This window comes from Limnohabitans sp. Rim47 (assembly GCF_001517545.1).
GTDB lineage: Bacteria > Pseudomonadota > Gammaproteobacteria > Burkholderiales > Burkholderiaceae_C > Limnohabitans_A.
This window is the reverse complement of sequence record NZ_FBYA01000003.1, coordinates 503,864-526,901: the sequence shown is the minus strand read 5'-3', so window position 1 is coordinate 526,901 and position 23,038 is coordinate 503,864. Positions and strand designations below refer to the sequence as shown.

The window sequence follows — 23,038 nt, the reverse complement described above, 5'->3', positions numbered from 1 at the left end:
CTTCATGCGCCTGACCTTGCCTATCATTTCCATGGTGATCACCTTCTTGCTCTCCTGCTGAATATTTCAGCAGGCCAGTTGAACACCCTGGTCAATTTTGAGTCGGCACTCCTAGGTTTAGATGGTCAGTTTTCGGTCGGCGGCAACAGGCCTGCAGTGATCTTTGTTCCTTTAGTTCGAACAAGTAGATCACCGAGTGGCTTCCACTCCACCTCAGCGCCATCCAGCAGCTTGTCCAAAAAGCCAACGCTTCTCATGCCTCTTGCTCCGCGCCTTCAATCTCGGCCACGATGGCGTCAATGTCTTTCCGCAGTTGGTCGATCTTCGCCACGGTGGTTTTGAGTTGGGCATTGAGCTGGGTAATATCCACCAATTCCCGGGTATCTTTGGCCTGCAAGTAGCTGCTCACGGACAGGTTGTAGTCGTTAGCGGCGATGTCGGCATGGCTGACCGAGCGGGCAAAGTGGTCCACATTGGCCTTGCTGTCGAACACGGCCATGATTTGGTCGATGTGCGTGTCCAGCAGTGTGTTGTTGTTGGTTTCTTTCTTGAACAAGGCGCTAGCGTCAATAAACTGGGTGGTGGTGTCGGCCTTGTGTTTGGACAGCACCAGAATGGTCACGGCAATGGTGGTGCCGTAAAACAGGTTGGGCGCCAGCGAGATGACGGTTTCCACATGGTTGTTGTCCACCAGGTATTGGCGGATTTTTTGCTCTGCACCGCCCCGGTAAAAGATGCCCGGAAAGCAGACGATGGCGGCACGGCCTTTGCTAGAGAGGTAGCTGAGCGCGTGCAACACAAAGGCAAAGTCTGCCTTGCTCTTGGGGGCCAGCACGCCTGCGGGGGCAAAGCGGTCGTCGTTGATGAGGGTGGGGTCGTCGCTGCCGATCCACTTCACCGAATACGGCGGGTTAGAGACGATGGCGTCAAACGGTTTGTCATCACCAAAGTGCGGGTCAATCAGGGTGTCGCCCAGCTGGATGTTGAACTTGTCGTAGTTGACGTTGTGCAAGAACATGTTCATGCGCGCCAAGTTGTAGGTGGTGTGGTTGAGCTCTTGGCCCCAAAAGCCGTCTTGAATCAGATGCTGGTCAAAGTGTTTTTTGGCTTGCAGCAGCAGCGATCCTGAACCACAGGCCGGGTCGTAAATCTTGTTGACGCTGGTTTGTTTGTGCATGGCCAGCTGAGCAATGAGCTTGGACACATGCTGGGGCGTGAAGAACTCGCCGCCCGACTTGCCCGCGTTGGCGGCGTAGTTGGAAATCAGGAACTCATAGGCATCGCCAAACAGGTCGATTTGGTGAGTCTCGAAATCGCTGCCGCCAAAGTCGCCAAAGTCCAGCTCGGCCACGCCTTTGAGCACGGCGGCCAAGCGGGTGTTTTTGTCTTTGACGGTGTTGCCCAGGCGGTTGCTGGTGGTGTCGAAGTCGGCAAACAGGCCGCGAATGTCGCGCTCCGACGGGTAGCCCAAGGCGGAGTTTTCAATGGATTGAAAGATGGCCGCCAGGTCGGTGTTCAGGCTTTCGTTGCCGTTGGCGCTGGCGACGACCCGGGCAAACAGCTGGCTGGGGTAGATGAAGTAGCCCTTGGTTTTGATGGCGTCGTCTCGGATTTCGGGCGTGATGACCACGTCGGACAGCACGGCGTAATCGATGCTGTCGTCACCGCCTTCGATGTAGGCCGCAAAGTTTTCGCTGATGAAGCGGTAGAACAGGGTGCCCAGCACGTATTGCTTGAAGTCCCAGCCATCGACGGCTCCACGGACGTCGTTGGCTATTTTCCAAATTTGGCTTTGCAAAGCTGCGCGCTGCTGAATACTCGTCATTCTGAAACCTTGTTGTTGTTTGGGGTGAATTGAGGGTGTTTGGTTGGACTTTTTGAATCACGCGCAATGGTGGCCAGCATATCAAGTGCAGGGCTCAATATGTCACCCATCGCGCTAGCCTTTGGCATCGTGGGTCGGTTGGGCTTTGGTGGGTGTTGTAGTTTTTGCTCTAACTCGTTGTCAGCAAATATGTTTTTCAGGTCTTCGCTCACCGTGCGGATATTGACACATAAAGCTCGCCCATTATTTCTGGCTCAGCCAAACACCCTGCGCTTTGGCCGCTACCCCCACCCATTTATTCCAAATCTGTGCCATGTTGGTACGCGAGTCCACGCCTGAGAAGCTGGCGTTTTTGAGTGGGTCGGGGTCGGGGTTTTAACCCTCGCAGCTTGGTATTCAGGTGCGGCCATGCTGCAGAACTTGGTCAGATAACGGCTTGAATTTCCATGAGCGCTGAACTTCGCTAAACTGACTTTCCACCGCCTTTTGGAGCCCCACATGCCCACCGCCAAACAACTCTGCAATCAAGCATTACAACTGCCCCCCGAGGAGCGCATGGCCCTGGTCGATCAGATCCTGGACACCTTGGACGAGCGGGACGATTCTCTGGACGCGCAATGGGCACAAGAAGCAGAAAGTCGTCTGGCCGCTTACCGCCGGGGTGAGGTTAACGCCATCCCACTGAACGAGGTCATTGCCAAATACCAAATCAAAACGACATGAGCGTGAGGCTGCTGCCCGCCGCTCAAGTTGAGCTGGACGAGGCCATCCATTGGTACGCTCAACAAGCGCCGGGCTTGGGCGATTCGTTTTTGGTGGAGTTTCTGCGCACGCTTCAACTCATTGAACGTCATCCCCACGGCTGGCATCCACTTTCAAGCCAGACGCGTCGCTGCCGACTGCGGAGATTTCCATACGGCGTGATTTACAGCCAAGATGAACAAGGCATTCTGATCGTGGCCGTCGCCCATTTGCACCGTCGGCCTGCGTATTGGCAAAGCCGTGTGAATTGAATTCGCTGAAGTTATCCATGCACATCACCACCCTCCCCGCCCTGCGCCAGCTCTACGACCCGGCCCGTGAGCGTTCGGTCAAAAAAGAAATCCCGTCGCTCGACACGCATGCGTTGCAATTCATTGGCTTGTCGCCCTTTGTGGTGCTGGCCAGCAGCGATGCGCACGGGCACATGGATGCATCGCCGCGCGGGGGCGATGCGGGCTTCGTCAAGGTGCTGGATGCGCAAACCCTGCTGATCCCCGACGCGCCGGGCAACAACCGGCTGGACACACTGGAAAACATCGTCGCCACAGGGCGCCTGGGCACTTTGTTCATGGTGCCGGGCTTTGACGAGACCTTGCGCGTGAATGGCCGTGCCGTGCTGTCGACCAACCCGGCCGATTTGGCGCTGTGTGCCGATGCGCGGCGCACGCCCGCGCTGGTGATCCGCCTGGCGGTGGAGTCGGTGTACTTGCATTGCGCCAAGGCCTTCATGCGTTCTGGCTTGTGGGATGCTTCGCGCCACACCGACCGGTCGCAAATGCCCAGCATGGGCGAGATGTTGCGCGATCAGATGCGGGCCTTCCATGGCCAAATAACCGAAGCCGAGGCCGAAACCCAGGCCCAGATGCTGGCGCGCTACCGGCAGTCGCTTTGAGGTCTGTGCGCCGGCAAGGGGCACACAGTTGCTCCAGATGTCTGTGCATGAAGCTGTGGACAACACCGTGGACATCCGCGCAAACCCTTGCCCCGCATGGCTTGGCGGGCGCTGCCTGTTCAACAGGCACTGGGTCGAAGGGGGTTCGGGAGCCAGGAAGACCGGCCATGCGTGCGCAGCGTGCTGACATCATCAGATTAAAAATATCTATTCATAAATCAAGTCAAATAATCACTGAGCTCTGTTAAATTAGGCATGCACTATCTATTCACCAAGAGATGCCATGCCCGCCAGCACCGACCTCAGCACCCGCTTGACCAACGCACTGGGCCAGCTGGGCGGCGCCGCCAGCAGCACCGAGCTGCAAATGCGCTTGGGCGTGAGCCAGGCCACGGTGTCGCGGGCGCTGTCAGGCTTGCTGCGCGCGGGCACGGTGCTCAAGGTCGGGGCGGCTCGGTCGCAGCGCTATTTGTTGCCGCGCCCGATCGATGGCGTGGGGGCCGAAGTGCCCATCATGCGGGTCGATGTGCACGGCCAGGTCAGCCCCTTTGGGCGCATGGTGGCTTTGCAGGGTGGGCGGTTTTGGGTCGATGAGGCCGATGGTGTGACCGAGATGCACGACGGTTTGCCCTGGTTTTTGAGCGACATGCGACCCCAAGGTTTCATGGGACGCACTTTTGTGCAGGCCCACCCCGAGCTGAATTTGCCCGCCGACTTGCGCTACTGGAGTGATGACGATGCGCTCAGGGCCTTGGTGCAAATGGGCGACGACCTGCCGGGCAACCTGATCGTAGGGCAGCCTGCGCTGGACCGGTATTTGCGGCAAATGCCGCCCCAAGCCGATGTGGCGCAGCCCGATCTCGATTACCCACGCTTGGCCGATTTGGTGATGCAGGGTACGCAAGCGGGTTCATCGGCCGGGGGTGAGCAACCCAAGTTTTGCGCCCGCTTGGACGAACCCGGCCAGCAACGCCCGGTGTTGGTGAAGTTTTCTCCCGCAGGCGATGCCCCGGCCGATCAGCGCACCCGAGATCTGCTGGTGTGCGAGCACTTGGCGCTGCAAACATTGGCCGATGCCGGCTTGCCCGCCGCGCAAACGCGCATCGTGACGGCAGGCGGGCGGGTGTTTCTAGAGTCCACGCGCTTTGACCGCACGGAACAAGGGCGTTTGGGCATGGTGTCGCTGCTGGTCTACGACGCGCAATACGTGGGCCAAATGGACAATTGGGCCGCTACGGCGCAGCGCATGGCAGCGCGGCAATTGGTCACCGCGCAAGATGCTGGGCACCTGAAGCTGCTGGACGCCTATGGTCAGCTGATTGGCAACACCGACCGGCATTACGGCAACATTTCCTTTTTGCTGCACAAGGACGATTGGCAGTTGTCGCCCACCTACGACATGTTGCCCATGCTGTATGCGCCCATTCACGGTGAAGTGGTGGCGCGGGATTTTGCTGCCCGACCTCTGCACCCTAGCGCCAGCACCTTGGCGGTATGGCCGCAAGCCAAGGCTTTGGCGGCACAGTTTTGGCAGACCGCCGCTGCCGATGAGCGAATTTCTGAGGGCTTTAGGGCCTTGGCGCTGGCCAATGTGGCGGTGGTGCAACGCGCTTGAAGCACCCAAACGGGTTGGCTGTGTCGCAGGGGCTTACTTTTTTTGCACCGGGTTGGCCAGCAACAATTGGGTCGGGTAGGCCCGCATGAACTCGCGGGCTTTTTCCAGCGGTGCCGTCAGCCAGGCCCCATAAGCACCCTCGTTCAGGATGGCGGGCATGCGTTTTTCATTGCCGTTTTGCCCATAACGGTTCATCAAAGCGTGGCTGTTGGCATTGACCGTGAGCAGGGTGTAGCTGATGATTTCTTCGCCGTCCTGGGTCCAGCGCTCCCACAGGCCTGCCACGCCCATGGGTTTACCGTCCACGCGGGCAATGCGGGTGGGCACGGCTTTGCGATTGCGCCAGTCGTCTTCAATAAAAGCTTGCATCGGGATGATGCAGCGCTGGGCGTTGAGCCAAGTCTCTCGCGTGGGCGTGGCGGTGCTCATGGTTTCGTAGCGTGTGACGGCCAGCTTAGTCGAGCGCAGTTTGGCGTCTGAGGCCGACTTGACCCAAGTGGGCACCAAACCAAACTGGCCTTGCGCCAGCTCCAGCGGGCTGGCGGGGGCAGGAACAGGGTCTGTCATGGCGTCTGAAATGTTGGCCGCGGGTGCGCCAGTCTCCGAAGTGGGTTCAGCGCCAGTTTCTGGGGCTGGCTGCCCAGGCACAAAGGCTTTGCGGATGAAAAAGCCTTGTTGACGTGGCCAGACTTCTTTGCCCAGCAAGGTTTCAGGGGGGGCGATGCCAAAGGCTTCAGCGTACAGGTCGGCGCTTTTCAGGCATTCGTATTGGGTGCTCATGCGTGGATGCTAACCGACCTGATACGCTCACGCCCTTGCCCATGCACCTCGTGACTTGCCCATGCTGATCCGCTTCAACAAACCTTATGGCGTGCTCAGCCAATTCACCCCCGAGGGTCGCTGGCGCGGACTGAAAGACCACATCGACCTGCCCGGCGTGTACGTGGCGGGACGGCTGGATGCCGACAGCGAAGGCTTGCTGCTGCTGACCGACGATGGCCCATTACAGGCCCGCATTGCCGACCCGCGCTTCAAGATGGAAAAAACCTATCTGGTGCAGGTGGAGGGCATGGTGAACGACAAAGCACTGACGGCCTTGGCCCGCGGCGTGACACTGAACGACGGCCCCACCCTGCCCGCCCGCGCCCGTGCGGTGCCAGCGCCTGCCGACCTGTGGCCGCGCAATCCGCCCATTCGCGAGCGGCAGAGCATTCCGACTTCGTGGCTGGAACTGAGTATTCGCGAAGGCCGCAACCGCCAGGTGCGGCGAATGACCGCTGCCGTGGGCTTGCCCACACTGCGTTTGATTCGCACCGCCGTGGGGCCGTACAACCTGGACGGGCTGCCCAGCGGCACTTGGCAAGAAGTATCGGCCTGAGGACACGTCTTTAAAAAGTGCTTGAAAACGCGTGACAACGACGTCCTGCGTCTTCAGACACAATCACGCATCGTTAACACCTGAGTGGAACCCCAATGTCTGAATTACTGAACAAACTCGAATGGCGCTACGCCTGCAAAAAAATGGACCCGACCAAGGTCGTGCCCCAAGAAAAAGTGGACCGCATTGTCGAAGCCGCACGTTTGGCCCCCACCTCCAGCGGCTTGCAGCCGTTTGAAGTTTTCGTGGTCACCAACCCTGCCGTGCGCGAGCAGATCAAGCCCAAAGCCTGGGGTCAAGGTCAGGTCACCGACGGCTCGCACCTGTTGGTGTTTGCGGCGTGGGACAACTACACAGCCGATCGCATCAACATGATGTTTGACCTGACCAACGCGCAGCGCGGCGGCACCAACGAAGGCTGGGAAAACTACCGCCAAATGTTGCTCAACAACTACCCTGCACGCGATGAACAAGTCAACTTTGAGCATGCCGCTCGCCAAGCCTACATTGGCTTGGGTGCATCCTTGATTGCAGCCGCTTTTGAAGAAGTCGACGCCACCCCGATGGAAGGCTTTGACCCCAAAGCCGTGGACGAAATTCTGGGCCTGCGCGCTCGCGGCCTGCGCAGCGTGGTGATCGTGCCCCTGGGTTACCGCGCCAGTGAAGGCGACTGGTTGGCTAACCTGAAAAAGGTCCGCCGTCCGCGTGAAACATTCGTCACCGAAGTGAAGTAACGTAAGGAGGTGCATGCCGCAGTAACGGCAAGCCATGACCACACCAAGCCCCCTACAAAGCCGCAGACCCTGCGGCTTTGTGCTTTAACATCAGAGGGCTCCCAATTCGGGAAGGTCTACAAGGAAACGAACATGGCCAAAGGCGAACAACGCAGCAACAAAATGGCCAAGAAGCCAAAGAAAGACACGTCTCCCCCCAAGACGTTCACATCGGACCGCCCGATGGCACCCTCCACCTTTGTGGCGCCTCGCGGCAAAGTCAAAGACAAATAAAGCGCACAGACAAAGCACACCACTGCCCGGCATGGCGGGGCCAGCCAGCCTGCCTGCAAACGCTTAAGCACATGCCAGAGAATTTCCAGATCTTCACTGCCCGGGTACTGCCCGCCGAGCTGCAATTCGATGTCGAGGGCGATCTGACCTTGCTCGAAGCGGCCGAGATGTCGCGGGTGCAATTGCCCAGCTCATGCCGAAACGGCACCTGCCGCACCTGCATTTGCCAGCTGTTGAGCGGCCAAGTGACCTACACCGTGGAATGGCCCGGCCTGTCGGCCGAAGAAAAGGCCGAAGGGCTGGTGCTGCCTTGCGTGGCACGGCCCTTGTCCAACGTGGTGCTGGAACAACCTACCGCCACGGCGGTTTGAGTGGCGCTGCAACACATGACTCCGGTCCACGAAGACGAACACCTGTTGGTGCTGGAAAAACCCAGCGGTTTGTTGTCGGTGCCCGGTCGCGGCCCCGACAAGCAAGACTGCCTCGCCCGCCGCGTGCAAGCGATTTACCCCGAAGCGCTGGTGGTGCACCGCCTGGACCAAGACACCTCGGGCCTGCTGGTCATGGCCCGTGGCATTGAGGCGCAACGCCGCATGAGCCGCCTGTTTGAAACCCGCCAGGTACACAAACGCTACGTGGCCGTGGTGGCCGGGCAAGTGCTGCAAAGTCAACACGAGGTGCCCACCGACGAAGACGGCTGGCGCACCATCGACGGGCCGATCCTGCTGGACTGGGAGCGCCGCCCAATTCACATCGTGCACCCCGATGGCAAACCCAGCCGCAGCCGTTGGCGTGCTGTGCAAAGCAGCGATACCGCCACGCTGTTAGAACTGGAACCCGTCACAGGCCGTACGCACCAACTGCGCGTGCACCTGCAAAGCATTGGCCACCCCATGTTGGGCGATGCACTGTACGCCCCGGCTCCCGTGCGGGCCCTCAGCCCGCGCTTGATGCTGCACGCGCAATCGCTGGCATTTCCGCACCCGTTCACCGATGCGCCGATGGCGTTTTCTGCCCCGACGGATTGGTCAGCCCACGCCCCATACGGAACATTCAAGAACGAGCCACAGATGACCTTTGAAGACTTCCAACAACAAGCCTTGGCCGAAGGTTTTGACGAGGTACTTGAACGACGATGGGAGCCCCACGTGGTGCTGGATGTGCACACCCACCCGTTTGCGGTCAAAGCCCGCGTCACTGCTGGGCAAATGTGGCTGAGCTGCACAGCACCAGACGGCAGCCACCAAAAGCGCTACCTGACCCCGGGCGACGAGTTCGCGTTGTCGCGTGACGAACCCCATGCAGAGCAATACGGCCCAGAAGGCGCCACCTATTGGGTGGCCCGCAAGAACTGAGCAAACTGTCAGTCGTCGATGCCCAGTTCCTGAATTTTGCGGGTGATGGTGTTGCGGCCAATTCCCAACTTCTGCGCAGCCTCGATGCGGCGGCCCCGTGTGGTGGCCAGCGCAGCCTGAATCAGGCTGGTCTCAAAGCGGCGAGTCAGCACATCCCAAACGTCAGTGCGCCCGGCATTCAGCAGGGCCAGCGCCTCTTGCTCCAAACCCGGCTCCCATGTCGAAGCGGTCACCGCAGAGGCACCAGAAACACCCAGCGCAAAAACATCTCCGGTAGCTGACAGATCAGACCCTGCCACCAAAGTCGCCTGAGGGGCATCCGATGACACATCCAGCCCTGCGCCACTCGGCTGCGTCACAGAGGCAACCACAGAGGCGGCGACACCCGACGACAGTGCCGTGAAAGGCCCAGCAGCCGGGGCCAAGCTGGGGCGGCTTTCCAGCACTTCGGGTGGCAAATCCTTGACTTCAATCACTTGCGCGGGAGCCATCACGGTCAGCCAATGGCAGATGTTTTCCAGCTGGCGCACGTTGCCTGGAAACTGGAAATGGCTCAAGCGTTCAAGGGCTGCGTCTGCAATGCGTTTGGGCTCCACGCCCAATTGTTGTGCACTGCGCTGCAAAAAGTAGCGTGCCAGCATGGGCACGTCTTCGCGCCGCTCGCGCAAAGCCGGCAGGCGCAGGCGAATCACGTTCAAGCGGTGGTACAGGTCTTCGCGAAACACACCTTCCTTGACGCGTTGCTCTAGGTCTTGGTGCGTGGCGGCGATCACGCGCACGTTGGCTTTGACCGCGCTGTGCCCACCGACTCGGTAAAAATGGCCATCTGACAAAACGCGCAGCAAGCGGGTTTGCAGGTCAAACGGCATGTCCCCAATTTCGTCCAGAAACAGCGTGCCGCCGTCGGCCTGTTCAAAGCGGCCCCGTCGCGAGGCTTGTGCGCCCGTGAAGGCGCCGCGCTCGTGCCCAAACAGTTCGCTCTCAAGCAAATCTTTGGGAATGGCGGCGGTGTTGATGGCCACAAAGGGCTGGTTGGCGCGGGGCGAATGTTTGTGCAGCGCATGCGCCACCAGCTCTTTGCCTGAGCCCGATTCGCCCGTGATGAGCACCGTGACATGACTTTGCGCCAAGCGGCCAATGCCGCGAAACACATCTTGCATGGCCGGGGCTTGGCCCAGCATCTCTGGCGCATCGGCCATCTTTTCTTCGGCCACGTCTTCGCGCTGGCTCTCGCCCACGGCGCGGCGGATCAGCTCGACCGCCTTGGGCAAATCAAACGGCTTGGGCAGGTATTCAAAGGCGCCGCTGGAGAAGGCAGACACGGCGCTGTCCAAATCGGAAAACGCGGTCATGATGATCACCGGCAAACCGGGCATGCGCTGCTTGATGGTGGCCAGCAAATCCAGCCCCGAGCCACCGGGCATGCGAATGTCGCTGACCAGCACCTGCGGGCCATCGGCTTCGCTTTCTGAGTCCAGCGCCTTCAAGACCTCGCGCGGGTTGGTGAAGCTGCGTGTGGGCAAGCCTTCGCGCAGCAGTGCTTTTTCAAGCACAAAGCGAATGGATTGGTCATCGTCTACGATCCAGATCGGCTTCATCAACGTGGCACTTTCTGTGGTTCTCAAGGCAACGGAATCAAAATCTTGAAATCCGTACGGCCGGGCTCGCTGTCACACTCGATCATGCCGTGGTGTTGCTGAACAAAGGTTTGCGCCAATGTGAGCCCCAAGCCGGAGCCGCCTTCGCGCCCCGAGATCAACGGGAAGAAAATGCGGTCCTTGATCGAGTCTGGTACACCAGGCCCGTTGTCGATGACATGCAATTCCAATGCCAGGCGGTAACGCTGCTTGCCAAAAGTGACTTGACGCAAGATGCGGCTCTTGAGTGTGATCTGGCCATCGCCTTGCGCGATGCGCTCTTGCAACGCTTGCGATGCGTTGTGTGCAATGTTGAGCACGGCCTGAATGAGCTGCTCGCGGTCACCCCGAAACTCGGGGATCGAGATGTCGTAATCGCGCACGACCTTCAGCCCCTTAGGGAACTCGGCCAAGATCAGTGTGCGCACGCGTTCGCACACTTCGTGGATGTTGACATCGCCCACCACATGCGGGCGACGGTGTGGGGCCAGCAGGCGGTCCACCAAGGTTTGCAGGCGGTCGGCTTCGTGGATGATGACCTGCGTGTATTCGGTCAGCTCTTTGCTGTCGAGCTCCATCTCCAGCAGCTGGGCCGAGCCGCGAATGCCGCCCAATGGGTTTTTGATTTCATGCGCGAGGTTGCGGATCAGCTCTTTGTTGGCCTGCGCTTGGTCAAGCAAGCGCTCTTCGCGCTCTTGCCGTGTTTGTTGCTCCACGGGCAACAACTCCACAATCACTTCGCCATCTTGATCGGACGGGGCCACGATCACATGCACCGGCAAAGGGTCTTCATGGTGCACGCGCCGCATTTGGGCTTCGTAGCGCAGCGCGGCAAATTCGTTCGACTGCGCCCCTGCCAGGGCCGTGATCAGCGGCTGTGGGTCCAGAAAATAGTCAGCCATCTGGGTCTCAAACAGCGTGCGTCTGGACAAGCCCAAGGCGTCTTCCAGCGCAGCGTTGACAAAGCGCACGCGGCCCTGACCTTGCAACACCGCCACGGGAGTGGCCAACAAATCAAAGGCCTGGAATCGGGAAACGGGCACGGTCATGGCATCAGATCTGTCCAAAAAAAAGGACGGCCGAAGCCGTCCTTTGCGTTGATTGCACGGCGATGTGCAATAGGGTGCATACCGCTTAAAGCGAGTAGTACATGTCGTATTCGACGGGCGAGACTTCAACGCGGCTGCGGTTGACTTCTTGCATCTTCAAGTCGATGTACGCGTCGATCCACGAGTCGGTGAACACGCCGCCCTTAGTCAAGAAAGCGCGGTCTGCATTGAGTGCGTCCAGTGCCTGATCGAGGCTGGAGCACACAGTGGGGACCAACTTGTCTTCTTCTGGAGGCAAGTGGTACAGGTCTTTGGTCGCTGCTTCGCCGGGGTGGATCTTGTTTTCGATACCGTCCAAGCCAGCCATCAACAAGGCTGCGAAGCCGAGGTAAGGGTTGCACAATGGATCGGGGAAGCGGGCTTCCACGCGACGGCCCTTGTCGCTGGCGACGTTGGGGATACGGATCGAGGCCGAGCGGTTCTTGGCCGAGTAAGCCAATTTCACAGGGGCTTCGTAGTGAGGAACCAAACGCTTGTAGCTGTTGGTGCCGGGGTTGGTGATCGCGTTCAGGGCGCGAGCGTGCTTGATGATGCCGCCGATGTAGTACAGGGCGAATTCAGACAAACCAGCGTAGCCATTGCCTGCGAACAGGTTCTTGCCGTCTTTCCAGATCGACTGGTGAACGTGCATGCCAGAACCGTTGTCGCCAGCGTAAGGCTTAGGCATGAAGGTGGCGGTTTTGCCGTAGGCGTTGGCCACGTTGTGGATCACGTACTTTTGCAGCAATGTCCAGTCGGCGCGCTCCACCAGTGTGGAGAAACGGGTGCCGATTTCACACTGACCTGCGCCAGCCACTTCGTGGTGGTGAACTTCGACCGGGATGCCTACGGATTCGAGGATCAGGGACATCTCGCTGCGCATGTCGTGCGTGCTGTCAACGGGAGGCACTGGAAAGTAGCCACCTTTGACGCGGTTGCGGTGACCGCTGTTGCCGTTTTCCATCTTGGTGCCGCTGTTCCATGGGGCTTCGGCTTCGTCGATGGCGTAGAAGGTGTTGTTGGGTTCGGTGCTCCAGCGCACGTCGTCAAACAAGAAGAATTCTGGCTCGGGACCGAAGTAGGCGGTGTCGCCCAGGCCCGATTGCTTGAGGTAAGTCTCGGCGCGTTTGGCGATCGAGCGTGGGTCACGCTCATAGGCTTTGCCGTCTGTGGGCTCGATCACGTCGCAAATCAGGACCAAAGTGACTTCTTCGAAGAAGGGGTCGATGATGGCGCTGTTGGCATCGGGGATCAACAACATGTCCGAAGCTTCGATGCCTTTCCAGCCAGCGATAGAAGAGCCGTCAAAGGCTTGGCCTTCTTCGAACTTGCTTTCGTCAAACTGCGACACGGGTGCAGTGATGTGCTGCCACTTACCACGGGTATCGGTGAAACGGAAGTCAACGAACTTGACTTCGTTCTCTTTCACCATCTTCATCACGTCTGCGACGGTCTTGGCCATCAAATTCTCCTGAATGGAAAGGGGGTTAAAAAGCTGTCGTACAGGTCTTGCAGTTTCTATGCCAACTTGGCTCAGCGGACCACACCCGAACAGACCAAGATTGTGCCTTGACCCAAGCCGCTTGCGCATCTGCCCGCTGTAAAAAAAGTACCCAAGCTGGATTTTTGCGATCCAATATGGGCCCATGCTGCACGGGTTTTGAGGGAACACCCCATGCCAACGCCTCCAGACTCCGCCTCAATTGCACTTAAATTGTGCAGCTACGCACTACTTTGGTGAATTTTAAATCAACGCACCAATTCAGGGCCAAATTCCAGCTGAAATGCATTCAGACCCAAGCGCAAGTCGGCGTAAGCCGCGTCGGCACGGCCGGGCTCTCCCTTGACGCCCAATTCGATGTGGCGGCCCCACTGCGGGTGATCCACACTGGGCAAGCTAAATACCTTGACACCGGGGTGCGCGGCTTCGATGGCCTCCATCAGCGGGGTCAGAGTGGCTTCCATGGCGCCCAGAATGACCACCGATTTTTCAACGTAGGCGTCCTGACAAAAGTGGGCGCTGTATTGGGTGTCCAGCACCGACTCGATCATGGGCCAGGCCATGACCGGGAAACCGGGCACAAAATGCACCGCACCGCCACCCACGCCCTGGCAACTGAAGCCGGGAATTTTGTTGTAAGGGTTGCGGATGATGGTCGCGCCCTCAGGGAACACGCCCATGTTGAGCCGGTGGATGTTGTCAGGGCGATCCGGCTCGTAGGCCGTACCCTGCTCTTTGGCCGTGTCTTGCATGCGCTCTTGAATCAGCATTTTGGCTTGCGGGTGCAAGGCCAAGGGCACCCCAAGGGCCCGTGCGGCGCATTGCCGGGTGTGGTCGTCAGGCGTGGCGCCAATGCCGCCGCAACTGAACACCACATCGGCCGAAGCCAAGGCCCGCTGCAGCGTGGCGGTGATGCGCTCGGGCGAATCGCCCACATAGTCGGCCCAACTCAGCGTCAGCCCTCGGGCCGACATGAGATCGATGACTTTGGGCATGTGCTTGTCCTGGCGTTTGCCAGACATGATTTCGTCGCCAATGATGATCAGGCCAAAGGTGGGAGTCGTGCAGGTCATGGTGGGTTGGAGTTGGCTCAAAGGGTTCAAAGAATTCAAAGGCTGGGTCGGGGTTCGACATCGGTCACCGCATCCGGCTTGTTGCCTGGGTCTTCGCCCAATCGGGCGGCGACATGGGGCGAAGGGGGCACGGCGGGCAAAACCTCATCGACAGCGGCGTACTGAGGTTCATGACGCAGCGCGGACAAAGCAGCCAATGCAAAGTGGGCAAACCACAGCGAGGAAAAGGCAAACACCAGGGTGTAGATCCAGATGGCCACAGGCACCAAAATCACAAACGCTGCGGCAAACAAAGCACCCGAGGCCCACACCAAACTGGGCGCTGCCCCCATGAGTCCAGTGACCACGCCCATGCCCAGCAGGCTCATGCGGTGGCGGGCCATGAGGGTGTGGCGCTCGTCGGCACTGGCAAACTCGGCCAACACCTCAAAGGCCATGACGCGGTAGGTCAGCCAGCCCCAAATCAGGGCGGGCAAGAGCATGGCCAGCGGCGGCACCAGCCACATGGGCAAGGTCAACAACAGAGCGCCCAAGGCCAGCAGCAAAGACAAAAAAGTCCACCACAAACTGAACAGCCAACTGCCGCCCTGTTTACGCTGCAGGCCCACAAAGCGCCGGTCGGCCACCAAACGCGTGAGGGATGGCGTCATCAAAAAAGACACCGCCAGCAAGCACGCGACGACAACGAGGGGCGTGACTGAAAAAATCACCAGCAAAGGGGCCACCACGGTTTTCAGGTCAGGCAGGCCAATGCCCTCCAGCCAACGCCACACCACCGCCAACCAACTGGAAGCATCCAGCCACGCCCGCACCCAAGTCACGGCGATGTCCCAGTACCAATAACCCAGCAACCAGGACAGGGCCACGATCAACACCAGCGGCAAAACCGACAAGCCGATCACCCGGGGGTAGAGGCAATACACCGCAGCACGCCAAAAAGAATCGATCAACAGTTTCATGGCTGAAAGCTTAACAGTTGAACTGGGCTTGGCAGCCAGCCCCGAAGCTCAGGCCCGACCCAGCAGCCGCAGCAAGCCTTGCCGCTGCTGAGCCCAAAAGCCGCGCCCGTAGTCGCGCCCGTGCTCCACCTGGTCGCGCACGCCGGTGGGGTCATACCGCAGCTGAAAATCTGCGGTGCCAAAAAGCATGTCCCACCATGGCAACAACACCCCGAAGTTGCAGCCGCCCAAAACGGTTCGGCCTTGAGATTGCGACTCGTGGCCGATGCCAATGCTGTGGTGCCTGCGGTGAAAGCGCGGGCTGACCCACAGGCGTTCGCCTATGCGGCCAAACCACACACGCAAATTGGCGTGCTGAAAGTTTTCGCTCAACTGGCTGATGGCCACCAGCGCCACAAATTGGCCCGGCCCCACACCGATCAGCACGGCCACCGTGGACAAGATCAGGCTGGTCACGATGTCGTCCAGCAAGTGGTTGCGGTTGTCTGTCCACATGGTCATTTGGCGTTGCGCGTGGTGCAGCGAATGCAAAGCCCACCAAGTGTTGGACTGGTGCTGCGCACGGTGAATCCAGTAATGCACAAAATCGAACACCACCAAATAAAGCAAGAAACCAGGCAACGCTTGGTCGGTCACGCCGGGCCACAGGCCATCGAGGTGAAAAGTCGGCCAGCCCATGCCGCGCAGCACGCCCCAACCTTGCTCGAACGCGTAATCGAGCGTGAAAAACATGCCCAGCTTGAACAGGCCCAAGCGGTGAATCAGGGTGTAGAGCACATCGACGCGTACTGCCTTGGCGTTCGTCTGGGTTTCAACAGGCCACAAGCGTTGCAGTGGACCGATGACCACGAGCATGACGGCAATCTGCAGCAGGCCCACCACCACCCAACCCGTGCCTTCGTAGGCTTTTTCCAGCAGATGGCCCTGCCCTGCGGCAAAAGCGATGGGCTGCACCACCACTTCGTAAAGCGTCTCTTGCAACCCGGCAAAACTGTCAAGCAAAAAGTCCATGTGCTTATTGTCGCGAATCGGGCAAACCCGGCAGTGCCAAGGGGTGCTGGCGAACCCAGTCGCGGTAAGCGGGGTGTTCGCGCAAAGTGGCAAAGCACAGGCCACGGGCCTTCAGTCCCACAATCAGCGGCTCCAGTACAGCCGGCGCCCACGGGTCTTGGCGTGACCAAATGCCCAGGTGCGCCATCAGAATGTCGCCTTGTCGAATGTTTTTCAAGGCTTTTTGCAGCAACTGCGCGTTGGGGTAGCTGTCGCTGGGCAGTTCGTCCCCCAAAAAACCGGCATCGGCCCAACCTACGTGATTGAAGCCACATTGCCGCGCCGCCTCAATCAGGCGAGGCGAGGTTTTTCCACCAGGGGCCCTGAACAGGGGCAACGGCGCTTGTCCGGTCATGGTTTGCAAACGCTGGGCAGCCTGCCGCAAGTTGTCACAGTACTGTTGCGGCGTCCATGTCAGGCTTTGGCCTGCTTGTGCCCCCGCGCTGGGGCGGATGCGAAATTTCTGGACACCGCCTTCTTGCACATCGCCACGCCAGTAGGCGTGGTCCCAGGTGTGCGAGGCAAATGCGTGTCCCTCCGATGCTCGGGCTTTCCACCAAGAGGCCCAGTGCTGGCCCAGCGTGCCATCGCCCTCTTGGGTTTTTTCATGCGCCGCAAAAAAAGTGACTTTCACTTGTTGGCGCTGCAAGACCTCGGCAATCAAGGGCGCAACGCCCATGTGGCCGGTGTCCAACGTGAGGTAGACCGGTCGCGTGCAGCTCGGCCATGAAGCTACCGGCAACGATGGCGATGGCGATGGCGATGGCGATGGCGATGGCGTTTGTGCGAGCGCAGACAACGGCCATGCGATGGCCAGCAACAGGCCTGTCAGGAAATCAGTTGCGGCCCGCATGGTCCAGCGTCCACACCCCATGAGGCGATTTACCCACACGCACCTGTCGCACCACCTGGCGGCTGGCGATGTCGATCACCGTGAGCTTTTTGGCCCAACGCGAAGCCACCAACAATGTTTTGCCATCTTTGCTCACGTCCATGCAGTCGGGACCCGAGGGGCCGGGCAACTCGGCCACCACGTCCATGCTGACGTAGTCGATCTGACTGATGGTGTTGGCCACGCGGTTGCTGACCAACACATGGCGCTTGTCGCCCAGTGCCCTGAAAGCGTGGGCCCCCCTGCCCGTAGGCAACATCTTGACCTTGCGCGGTGTTCCGCTGCTCACGTCGTAAACCTCGACGCCTTCACCGCCCGTCAGCCCCACCAGCAGGGTTTTGTCATCGGGCGTGCCAAACACATCAGCGGGCATGGGTCCGGTGGGCACCCGGCTCTTCAAGGTTTGGGTGGCCAAATCAATCGTGACCAGCTCATCGCTGTCCTGCATGGTGGCCCAGATGGTGGTGCTTTTGCTGTCGATCCAGAGGTGGCTGGGCGTTTTGCCGGTGGCTATGCGCTTGGCCAGCGTCGGGGTTTGGCCGTCCCAACGGTAAATATCAACGTGGTTGAGTCGGTTGGCCGCCGTCACAAACCATTTCATATCGGGCGAAAAACGCAATTGATAGGGATCCAGAATGCCGGTCACCGTGCGCTGCACCTCGGCTGTGCGCGGATGAATGAAAGTGAGCGAATCGCTCAGGGCATTGGCGACAATGACCGACTTTTCGTCGGGCGTCATGTACAGATGGTGTGGCTCTTTGCCGGTAGGTATCCTTTTTTTCTCGGTCCAGGTGAGCGGATCGATTACGCTCACATTGCCCTCAAGCGAGTTGAGAACAAATACCGGAGCCGGGGTTTGGGCCGAGGCCGCATGGGTCAAAACCACTAACAGGCCAGAAGCCAAAAATCGGAAAAATAGAGACAACAAGTTCACAAACGCTTTCTTTAATCGCGCTTGAGTGTAATCGCCCTCTTCGCAGGAATTCAGATGCAGGTCAACCTTCCTTCAAAAATCAAAATTCATGGCATTGCGCTGGAGGTGCAGCGCATCGCCGAGTCAAACGGTCCAAGTGCTCCCGTACTGGTTTTTTTGCATGAGGGCTTGGGCAGCGTGGCCATGTGGCGTGACTGGCCTGCCCAGCTGTGCGAGCGCTTGGGCTGCCAAGGGTGGGTGTATTCAAGGCAGGGTTATGGCCAGTCAGATGCGGTGCCGGATGTGCGCGGACCTTCGGGTCAAGCAGATGGACAACGCCACGGCCGTTTGCTGCCCGACTACATGCACCGCGAAGCGCTGGAGATCTTGCCTGCCTTGCTGCAGGCATTGGACATTGAGCGCCCGGTGCTGCTGGGCCACTCGGACGGCGGCACCATTGCGCTGATCCATGCCAGCCGTTTCGACGTGGCAGGGTGCGTGGTCATGGCACCGCATGTGATGGTCGAAGACATTTCAGTCAAAGCCATCACGGCGGCCCGCGATGCCTTCCAAAACGGCCCCCTGCGCCAGCGTCTGGGGCCCTACCACGCCAATGTGGACTGCGCATTTTGGCAGTGGAACGATGTGTGGCTGAGCGACACGTTTCACTCGTTTGACATCCGACCCGAGCTGGGCGGCATTTGCGCACCTTTGCTGGCCATTCAGGGCGAGGCCGACCCCTACGGCACGATGGCCCAGATCGACGACATCGCCCGGGCCGTGCCCCAAACGCAGTTGCTCAAGCTGGCCCATTGCGGCCATTCCCCCCACCGCGACCAGCCCGAAGCGGTGGCGCAAGCGATAGAGGCCTTCATGAGCGCTCTTCAGCTCAGGGCTTGAGCAAAGCCAAGTCTTCGTCGTTCAACCAGCGCCATTGGCCTGGTGCCAAGTCGTTCAACACCAGCCCGCCAATTTGCGAACGGTGCAGGCCCTCGACCCGGTTGCCCACCGCCGCCAGCATGCGCTTGACTTGGTGGTATTTGCCTTCGGTCAGGGTCAGCTTCAGGTGCAATTCGCTCACCGCCTCGCAGGCGGCGGCTTTCACGGGTTTGGGGTCATCGTCCAGCACCACACCGGTCAACAGTTTGTCGACCATCTCGGCCGTGATCGTGTGTTTGGTGGTCACCTCGTACACCTTGGGCACATGGTGCTTGGGCGAGCTCATTTTGTGGATGAATTGGCCGTCATCGGTCAGCAAGAGCAAGCCAGTGGTGTCCTGATCGAGTCGACCCACGGCCTGCACGCCCTGCACCGCCGCTTTTTGGGGGCGCTGGCGCAAAGGGGGTGGCAACAAGGTGTAAATGCTCGGCCATGTCGACGGTTTTTGCGAACACTCGGTGCCTGCGGGCTTGTGCAACAGCACATAGGCTTTTTCCTTGAACGGCCAGTCTGTGCCCTGCACCTTGAAATGCAGGTCTTCGAGTTCAAAGAATTCGCCCGAATCGGTCACGGTTTCGCCGTTCACTTGCACATGGCCTTGCTGGACCAGTCCGGCACACACGCGGCGAGTGCCAAAGCCCTGGCAGTACAAGATGTCTTCAAGGCGCATGGGTTTGAGAGATTTGGCTTTCATGGGGCATGATTGTCGCCGCGAAACGGCCCCCACTTTTTGCAGGAGACACCGCCCATGAGCGCAGCCCTTGAAACCCTCACCCGCATGACCCAGGCCTTGGCCGCCTGCAGCCAAGGTGCATCGCCACAACAAGAGATGATCCAACTGTGGCGCAGCGGAGCGGCCAGCCTGGCCCTGCCCGACAAATATGGCCAAGTGCTGGGTGATTTACTCGACCGCATGGAAGCCAGCGCCCTCTTCAGCGGTGAAAGCTGCTCGTTCAGCCAACAAGACCTGTTCGACAGCCTGCAATTGTGGGCCGACAAGGCACGGGCCAAGCTCTCGGCCCAGTAGATTGGCGGCCGTGATGCATCCCTAGAAGCCCCCTCAAACGACAACGGGCCCCGAAGGGCCCGTTGTCGTTGTGCAAAGCAGTGAATTACTTCAAAGCCTTGAAGCGCACGCGCTTGGGTTTGGCGCCCTCTTCACCCAGACGGCGTTTCTTGTCGGCTTCATATTCCTGGTAGTTGCCGTCAAAGAACACCCACTGGCTGTCGCCCTCGGCGGCCAGAATGTGGGTGGCAATGCGGTCCAGGAACCAGCGATCGTGGCTGATGACCATGATGGAGCCGGCAAATTCCAGCAGCGCATCTTCCAAGGCGCGCAGGGTTTCCACGTCCAAGTCGTTGGAAGGTTCGTCCAGCAGCAACACGTTGCCGCCTGCAATCAGGGTTTTGGCCAAGTGCAAACGACCCCGCTCACCACCCGACAACATGCCGACTTTCTTTTGCTGGTCACCGCCGTTGAAGTTAAAGCGGCCGCAATAGGCGCGGCTGGCCATCTGAAACTTGCCCACGTTCAGGATGTCCAAGCCACCGGACACGTCTTCCCAGACGGTCTTGTCGTTGTTCAGGTCGTCGCGGTTCTGGTCCACAAAGGCCATGCGCACGGTCTGGCCGATCTTGACTTCGCCACTGTCAGGCTGCTCTTTGCCTGCGATCAGCTTGAACAAGGTCGATTTACCGGCCCCGTTGGGGCCGATGATGCCGACGATGGCACCTGCAGGAACCTGGAAGCTCAGGTTGTCGATCAGCACCCGGTCGCCAAAGGACTTGCTGACGTTCTTGAACTCGAACACTTCGTTGCCCAAACGCTCGGCCACAGGGATGAAAATCTCCTGGGTCTCGTTGCGCTTTTGGTAATCGTGGTCAGACAGCTCTTCGAAGCGGGCCAGACGCGCCTTGCTCTTGGCCTGACGGCCTTTGGGGTTGGAGCGGGCCCATTCCAGTTCTTTCTTCATGGCTTTGGAGCGGGCATCTTCGGTGCGCTGCTCGGTGGCCAAACGGGCGTCCTTTTGCTCTAGCCAGCTGGAGTAGTTGCCTTTGTACGGAATGCCGGAGCCCCGGTCGAGTTCCAAAATCCACTCGGCGGCGTTGTCCAGGAAGTAACGGTCGTGGGTGATGGCCACCACAGTGCCCGAAAAACGCTGCAAGAAGAGCTCGAGCCAGTCCACCGATTCGGCATCCAAGTGGTTGGTGGGTTCGTCGAGCAGCAGCATGTCGGGGCGTGACAGCAGCAAGCGGCACAGGGCCACGCGGCGTTTTTCACCACCAGACAGTTTGCCGATGATGGCGTCCCAAGCGGGCAAGCGCAGCGCGTCAGCGGCGATTTCCAATTGGTGCTCGGAGGCGTCGCCTGCGGTCGAAATGATGGCTTCGAGCTTTGCCTGCTCGGCGGCCAAGGCATCAAAGTCGGCGTCTTCTTCGGCGTAAGCCGCGTAAACCTCTTCGAGGCGGGCTTGTGCGGCTTTGACTTCGCCCATGCCGCTTTCAACGGCTTCACGCACGGTCTGCTCGGGGTCCATCACGGGCTCTTGGGGCAAATACCCGATTTTCAGACCCGCCATCGGAATGGCTTCGCCTTCGATTTCCTTGTCGATGCCGGCCATGATCTTGAGCAAAGTGGACTTGCCCGAGCCGTTGGTGCCCAGCACGCCAATCTTGGCACCCGGGAAGAAAGACAGCGAAATGTCTTTGAGAATGTGACGCTTGGGCGGCACGATCTTGCCAACCCGGTTCATCGAAAATACGTATTGAGCCATGTGTAAACCTGAATTAAAAAGGGCAGAGACCCATCACCCCAAGGGTGTCAGCTCTGCACCGCAGCCCTGCATATGGGCTCAGTTGCGGTGTATGCAACCCGGCATTATCCCAGCTTGCCAGGCTGAACAGAGAAAAATCAGACCGAGCGCTCGGACAACTTGCCTGAACGGCTGGAAAACTGCACCAAGCTGTTCAACGCTTCGAGCTGCACCCGGGCGCTGCGCGTGCCATAGACCTCGGCCCGCAGCCAGGCACATTCGGCGTCCAGCGACTCGTCTGAGGCCAGACTGCACCACCAAACCCGGCCTTCGCCGTCCCAGCGGTAACCACGCGACTTGAGCTTGTCTTTGGCCTCAAACGGCGCACCCGTGGCACGCAGTTTGTAGCGCGTCTGTCCGGCACCCGCTAAAAGGCGCGACAAACCGGTTTGACCATCGGCCAGCGGCGAAGCCAGCACCTGCAACAAGGCATGGCAATCGACCTGTGCCCGGTGCGCGTCGTAAAACCAACCGCGCTCGGACGCCAAAAACTCCAACTTGGCCGAGCCACTGCCCTCTTTCTTCCAGTCGATGCCCTGAAAAGAACAGCCCCAGGCCTTGCCCGCAAACACCGGCCAGCGGCCTTCAACAAATGGCCTGTCAAACCCGGCGTTGTGCGCCACGATCAAGTCGGCCTGCGCCACCATCGCCGTCACAGCGGCATCGTCGATGCGCTGCCCCTGCACCATGCTGTCGTCGATGCCGGTGATCTCGGTGATCTGCGGTGGAATCGGCTTGCCGGGGTCTTCAAACGATTCGTAAATGGTCACCGGCCCCACCGGCAAACCCGTGTTGGCGTCAATCAACACCGACAACATGGCCAGCTCGATGACCTTTTCGCTCTTGCTGTCCAGCCCGGTGGTTTCGGTGTCCAGCACGATCACGCGCTGGGTGGGCTGGCCATGCAGACCGCCATAGTCTGTGCAAGGCACCAAGCGCCGAAGCACGCGAAAGTCCGGGTGCTGCGCCAAGGTTTGGGCCATGGCTTCGGGGTCGGCATCAGCGTCAACCGAACGCTCGGATGGGGGAACAGCAAGGGCCTCAGCGACCTTCGGCTGAGTCCGCTCAGTCTGCTTGTCAGATACCCGTTCAGGCACTTCCGACTCAGGTACCTCGGCGGGCACTCCTGCGGGCACTTTTGCAGGCATTTCTGCGAGCATGTCCACCGTCGTGACCACGGGCTCAGACGCGCTGGAAGACACAACAGCTTTAACAGGCTTGGACGATTTGACGGATTTCGCGGCAACGGGTGCAGCATCAAAGTCGAAAAAACTCAGTTGGTCGGTTTTGTTCATAGGTCGAGATTAAACCGCAAGGTTGACCCTCTGTAGAGGCCAAA

The 23,038-nt window shown here is 59.5% G+C and carries 25 protein-coding genes; 11 read left to right on the top strand and 14 right to left on the bottom strand.

The features are described 5' to 3' along the window. Nucleotides 1-253: 253 nt before the first annotated feature. Complete coding sequence (locus BN3544_RS10335) at nt 254-1,825, bottom strand: type I restriction-modification system subunit M (protein ID WP_019431119.1); 1,572 nt, start codon at nt 1,823-1,825, stop codon at nt 254-256. Further along, entirely contained in the window at nt 1,822-2,037 is a 216-nt protein-coding gene (locus BN3544_RS14280; RefSeq protein ID WP_155820573.1) for a hypothetical protein, read from the bottom strand. Before BN3544_RS14280 ends, BN3544_RS10335 begins: the two co-directional genes overlap by 4 nt. A 286-nt stretch (nt 2,038-2,323) precedes the next feature. On the opposite strand from BN3544_RS14280, the gene BN3544_RS10330 reads away from it, so the two are divergent. The 4 genes from BN3544_RS10330 (at nt 2,324) to yjjJ (ending at nt 5,094) form a co-directional block, all read left to right on the top strand. Further along, a complete protein-coding gene (locus BN3544_RS10330; RefSeq protein WP_019431118.1) occupies nt 2,324-2,548 on the top strand; it encodes an addiction module protein in 225 nt (74 codons plus the stop codon). After that, entirely contained in the window at nt 2,545-2,838 is a 294-nt protein-coding gene (locus BN3544_RS10325; RefSeq protein ID WP_019431117.1) for a type II toxin-antitoxin system RelE/ParE family toxin, read from the top strand. Before BN3544_RS10330 ends, BN3544_RS10325 begins: the two co-directional genes overlap by 4 nt. Before the next feature lie 17 nt (nt 2,839-2,855). Further along, nucleotides 2,856-3,479: a pyridoxamine 5'-phosphate oxidase family protein gene (locus tag BN3544_RS10320; protein WP_019431116.1), complete on the top strand. Its 624-nt coding sequence runs from the start codon at nt 2,856-2,858 to the stop codon at nt 3,477-3,479. 283 nt (nt 3,480-3,762) lie between these two features. Continuing rightward, nucleotides 3,763-5,094: a type II toxin-antitoxin system HipA family toxin YjjJ gene (yjjJ, locus tag BN3544_RS10315; RefSeq protein WP_019431115.1), complete on the top strand. Its 1,332-nt coding sequence runs from the start codon at nt 3,763-3,765 to the stop codon at nt 5,092-5,094. 33 nt (nt 5,095-5,127) lie between these two features. Here yjjJ and BN3544_RS10310 read toward each other — a convergent pair whose 3' ends face one another. After that, nucleotides 5,128-5,874: an SOS response-associated peptidase family protein gene (locus tag BN3544_RS10310; RefSeq protein ID WP_019431114.1), complete on the bottom strand. Its 747-nt coding sequence runs from the start codon at nt 5,872-5,874 to the stop codon at nt 5,128-5,130. Nucleotides 5,875-5,935: 61 nt separating this feature from the next. Between BN3544_RS10310 and BN3544_RS10305 the strand changes: the two genes are divergently transcribed. The 5 genes from BN3544_RS10305 (at nt 5,936) to BN3544_RS14555 (ending at nt 8,834) form a co-directional block, all read left to right on the top strand. Next, the gene (locus BN3544_RS10305) at nt 5,936-6,472 is read left to right on the top strand and encodes a pseudouridine synthase (protein WP_019431113.1); all 537 of its coding nucleotides are present in this window, start codon (nt 5,936-5,938) and stop codon (nt 6,470-6,472) included. A gap of 95 nt (nt 6,473-6,567) precedes the next feature. Continuing rightward, nucleotides 6,568-7,206 carry an NAD(P)H-dependent oxidoreductase gene (locus tag BN3544_RS10300; RefSeq protein WP_019431112.1) on the top strand — a complete coding sequence of 213 codons (639 nt, stop codon included), beginning with the start codon at nt 6,568-6,570 and terminating at the stop codon, nt 7,204-7,206. Between the two features lie 132 nt (nt 7,207-7,338). Further along, on the top strand, nt 7,339-7,479 hold the full coding sequence (locus BN3544_RS14375; protein ID WP_019427071.1) for a hypothetical protein: 141 nt from the start codon (nt 7,339-7,341) through the stop codon (nt 7,477-7,479). A 71-nt stretch (nt 7,480-7,550) separates the two neighbouring features. Beyond that, on the top strand, nt 7,551-7,850 hold the full coding sequence (locus BN3544_RS10295; RefSeq protein WP_019431111.1) for a 2Fe-2S iron-sulfur cluster-binding protein: 300 nt from the start codon (nt 7,551-7,553) through the stop codon (nt 7,848-7,850). A 15-nt stretch (nt 7,851-7,865) separates the two neighbouring features. Continuing rightward, nucleotides 7,866-8,834 (top strand): pseudouridine synthase, encoded by a 969-nt coding sequence (locus tag BN3544_RS14555; RefSeq protein ID WP_081499411.1) that lies wholly within the window; start codon nt 7,866-7,868, stop codon nt 8,832-8,834. Between the two features lie 8 nt (nt 8,835-8,842). Here the strand turns inward: BN3544_RS14555 and ntrC are convergent, their stop codons facing one another. The 8 genes from ntrC to BN3544_RS10250 all read right to left on the bottom strand — a co-directional run bounded on the left by ntrC (nt 8,843) and on the right by BN3544_RS10250 (nt 17,959). Then, nucleotides 8,843-10,432 (bottom strand): nitrogen regulation protein NR(I), encoded by a 1,590-nt coding sequence (gene ntrC, locus BN3544_RS10285; protein WP_019431109.1) that lies wholly within the window; start codon nt 10,430-10,432, stop codon nt 8,843-8,845. Nucleotides 10,433-10,455: 23 nt separating this feature from the next. Further along, nucleotides 10,456-11,520 (bottom strand): nitrogen regulation protein NR(II), encoded by a 1,065-nt coding sequence (gene glnL / locus BN3544_RS10280; protein ID WP_019431108.1) that lies wholly within the window; start codon nt 11,518-11,520, stop codon nt 10,456-10,458. 85 nt (nt 11,521-11,605) lie between these two features. Continuing rightward, on the bottom strand, nt 11,606-13,021 hold the full coding sequence (glnA, locus tag BN3544_RS10275; protein ID WP_019431107.1) for a type I glutamate--ammonia ligase: 1,416 nt from the start codon (nt 13,019-13,021) through the stop codon (nt 11,606-11,608). Between the two features lie 287 nt (nt 13,022-13,308). Continuing rightward, nucleotides 13,309-14,133, bottom strand: coding sequence for a competence/damage-inducible protein A (locus BN3544_RS10270; RefSeq protein ID WP_026036852.1), 825 nt, complete (start codon nt 14,131-14,133; stop codon nt 13,309-13,311). Nucleotides 14,134-14,168: 35 nt separating this feature from the next. Next, complete coding sequence (locus BN3544_RS10265) at nt 14,169-15,092, bottom strand: EI24 domain-containing protein (protein WP_019431105.1); 924 nt, start codon at nt 15,090-15,092, stop codon at nt 14,169-14,171. A 48-nt stretch (nt 15,093-15,140) separates the two neighbouring features. Further along, nucleotides 15,141-16,103, bottom strand: a complete 963-nt coding sequence (locus BN3544_RS10260) for a sterol desaturase family protein (RefSeq protein ID WP_019431104.1) — start codon at nt 16,101-16,103, stop codon at nt 15,141-15,143. Nucleotides 16,104-16,107: 4 nt separating this feature from the next. Further along, nucleotides 16,108-16,821: a polysaccharide deacetylase family protein gene (locus BN3544_RS10255; RefSeq protein WP_231733954.1), complete on the bottom strand. Its 714-nt coding sequence runs from the start codon at nt 16,819-16,821 to the stop codon at nt 16,108-16,110. A gap of 157 nt (nt 16,822-16,978) precedes the next feature. Then, the gene (locus tag BN3544_RS10250) at nt 16,979-17,959 is read right to left on the bottom strand and encodes a YncE family protein (protein ID WP_026036851.1); all 981 of its coding nucleotides are present in this window, start codon (nt 17,957-17,959) and stop codon (nt 16,979-16,981) included. Between the two features lie 63 nt (nt 17,960-18,022). On the opposite strand from BN3544_RS10250, the gene BN3544_RS10245 reads away from it, so the two are divergent. After that, nucleotides 18,023-18,847 (top strand): alpha/beta fold hydrolase, encoded by an 825-nt coding sequence (locus tag BN3544_RS10245; protein ID WP_019431101.1) that lies wholly within the window; start codon nt 18,023-18,025, stop codon nt 18,845-18,847. Here the strand turns inward: BN3544_RS10245 and BN3544_RS10240 are convergent. Next, nucleotides 18,837-19,556, bottom strand: coding sequence for a pseudouridine synthase (locus BN3544_RS10240; protein WP_026036850.1), 720 nt, complete (start codon nt 19,554-19,556; stop codon nt 18,837-18,839). The genes BN3544_RS10245 and BN3544_RS10240 overlap by 11 nt on opposite strands. A gap of 78 nt (nt 19,557-19,634) precedes the next feature. Here BN3544_RS10240 and BN3544_RS10235 point away from each other — a divergent pair, with 78 nt between their 5' ends. Further along, a complete protein-coding gene (locus tag BN3544_RS10235) occupies nt 19,635-19,913 on the top strand; it encodes a hypothetical protein (RefSeq protein ID WP_019431099.1) in 279 nt (92 codons plus the stop codon). 85 nt (nt 19,914-19,998) lie between these two features. On the opposite strand, the gene ettA is transcribed toward BN3544_RS10235, so the two are convergent. Beyond that, nucleotides 19,999-21,660 carry an energy-dependent translational throttle protein EttA gene (ettA, locus tag BN3544_RS10230; protein ID WP_019431098.1) on the bottom strand — a complete coding sequence of 554 codons (1,662 nt, stop codon included), beginning with the start codon at nt 21,658-21,660 and terminating at the stop codon, nt 19,999-20,001. A gap of 137 nt (nt 21,661-21,797) precedes the next feature. After that, nucleotides 21,798-22,994, bottom strand: a complete 1,197-nt coding sequence (locus tag BN3544_RS10225) for a 3'-5' exonuclease (RefSeq protein WP_019431097.1) — start codon at nt 22,992-22,994, stop codon at nt 21,798-21,800. Between the last annotated feature and the right edge of the window lie 44 nt (nt 22,995-23,038).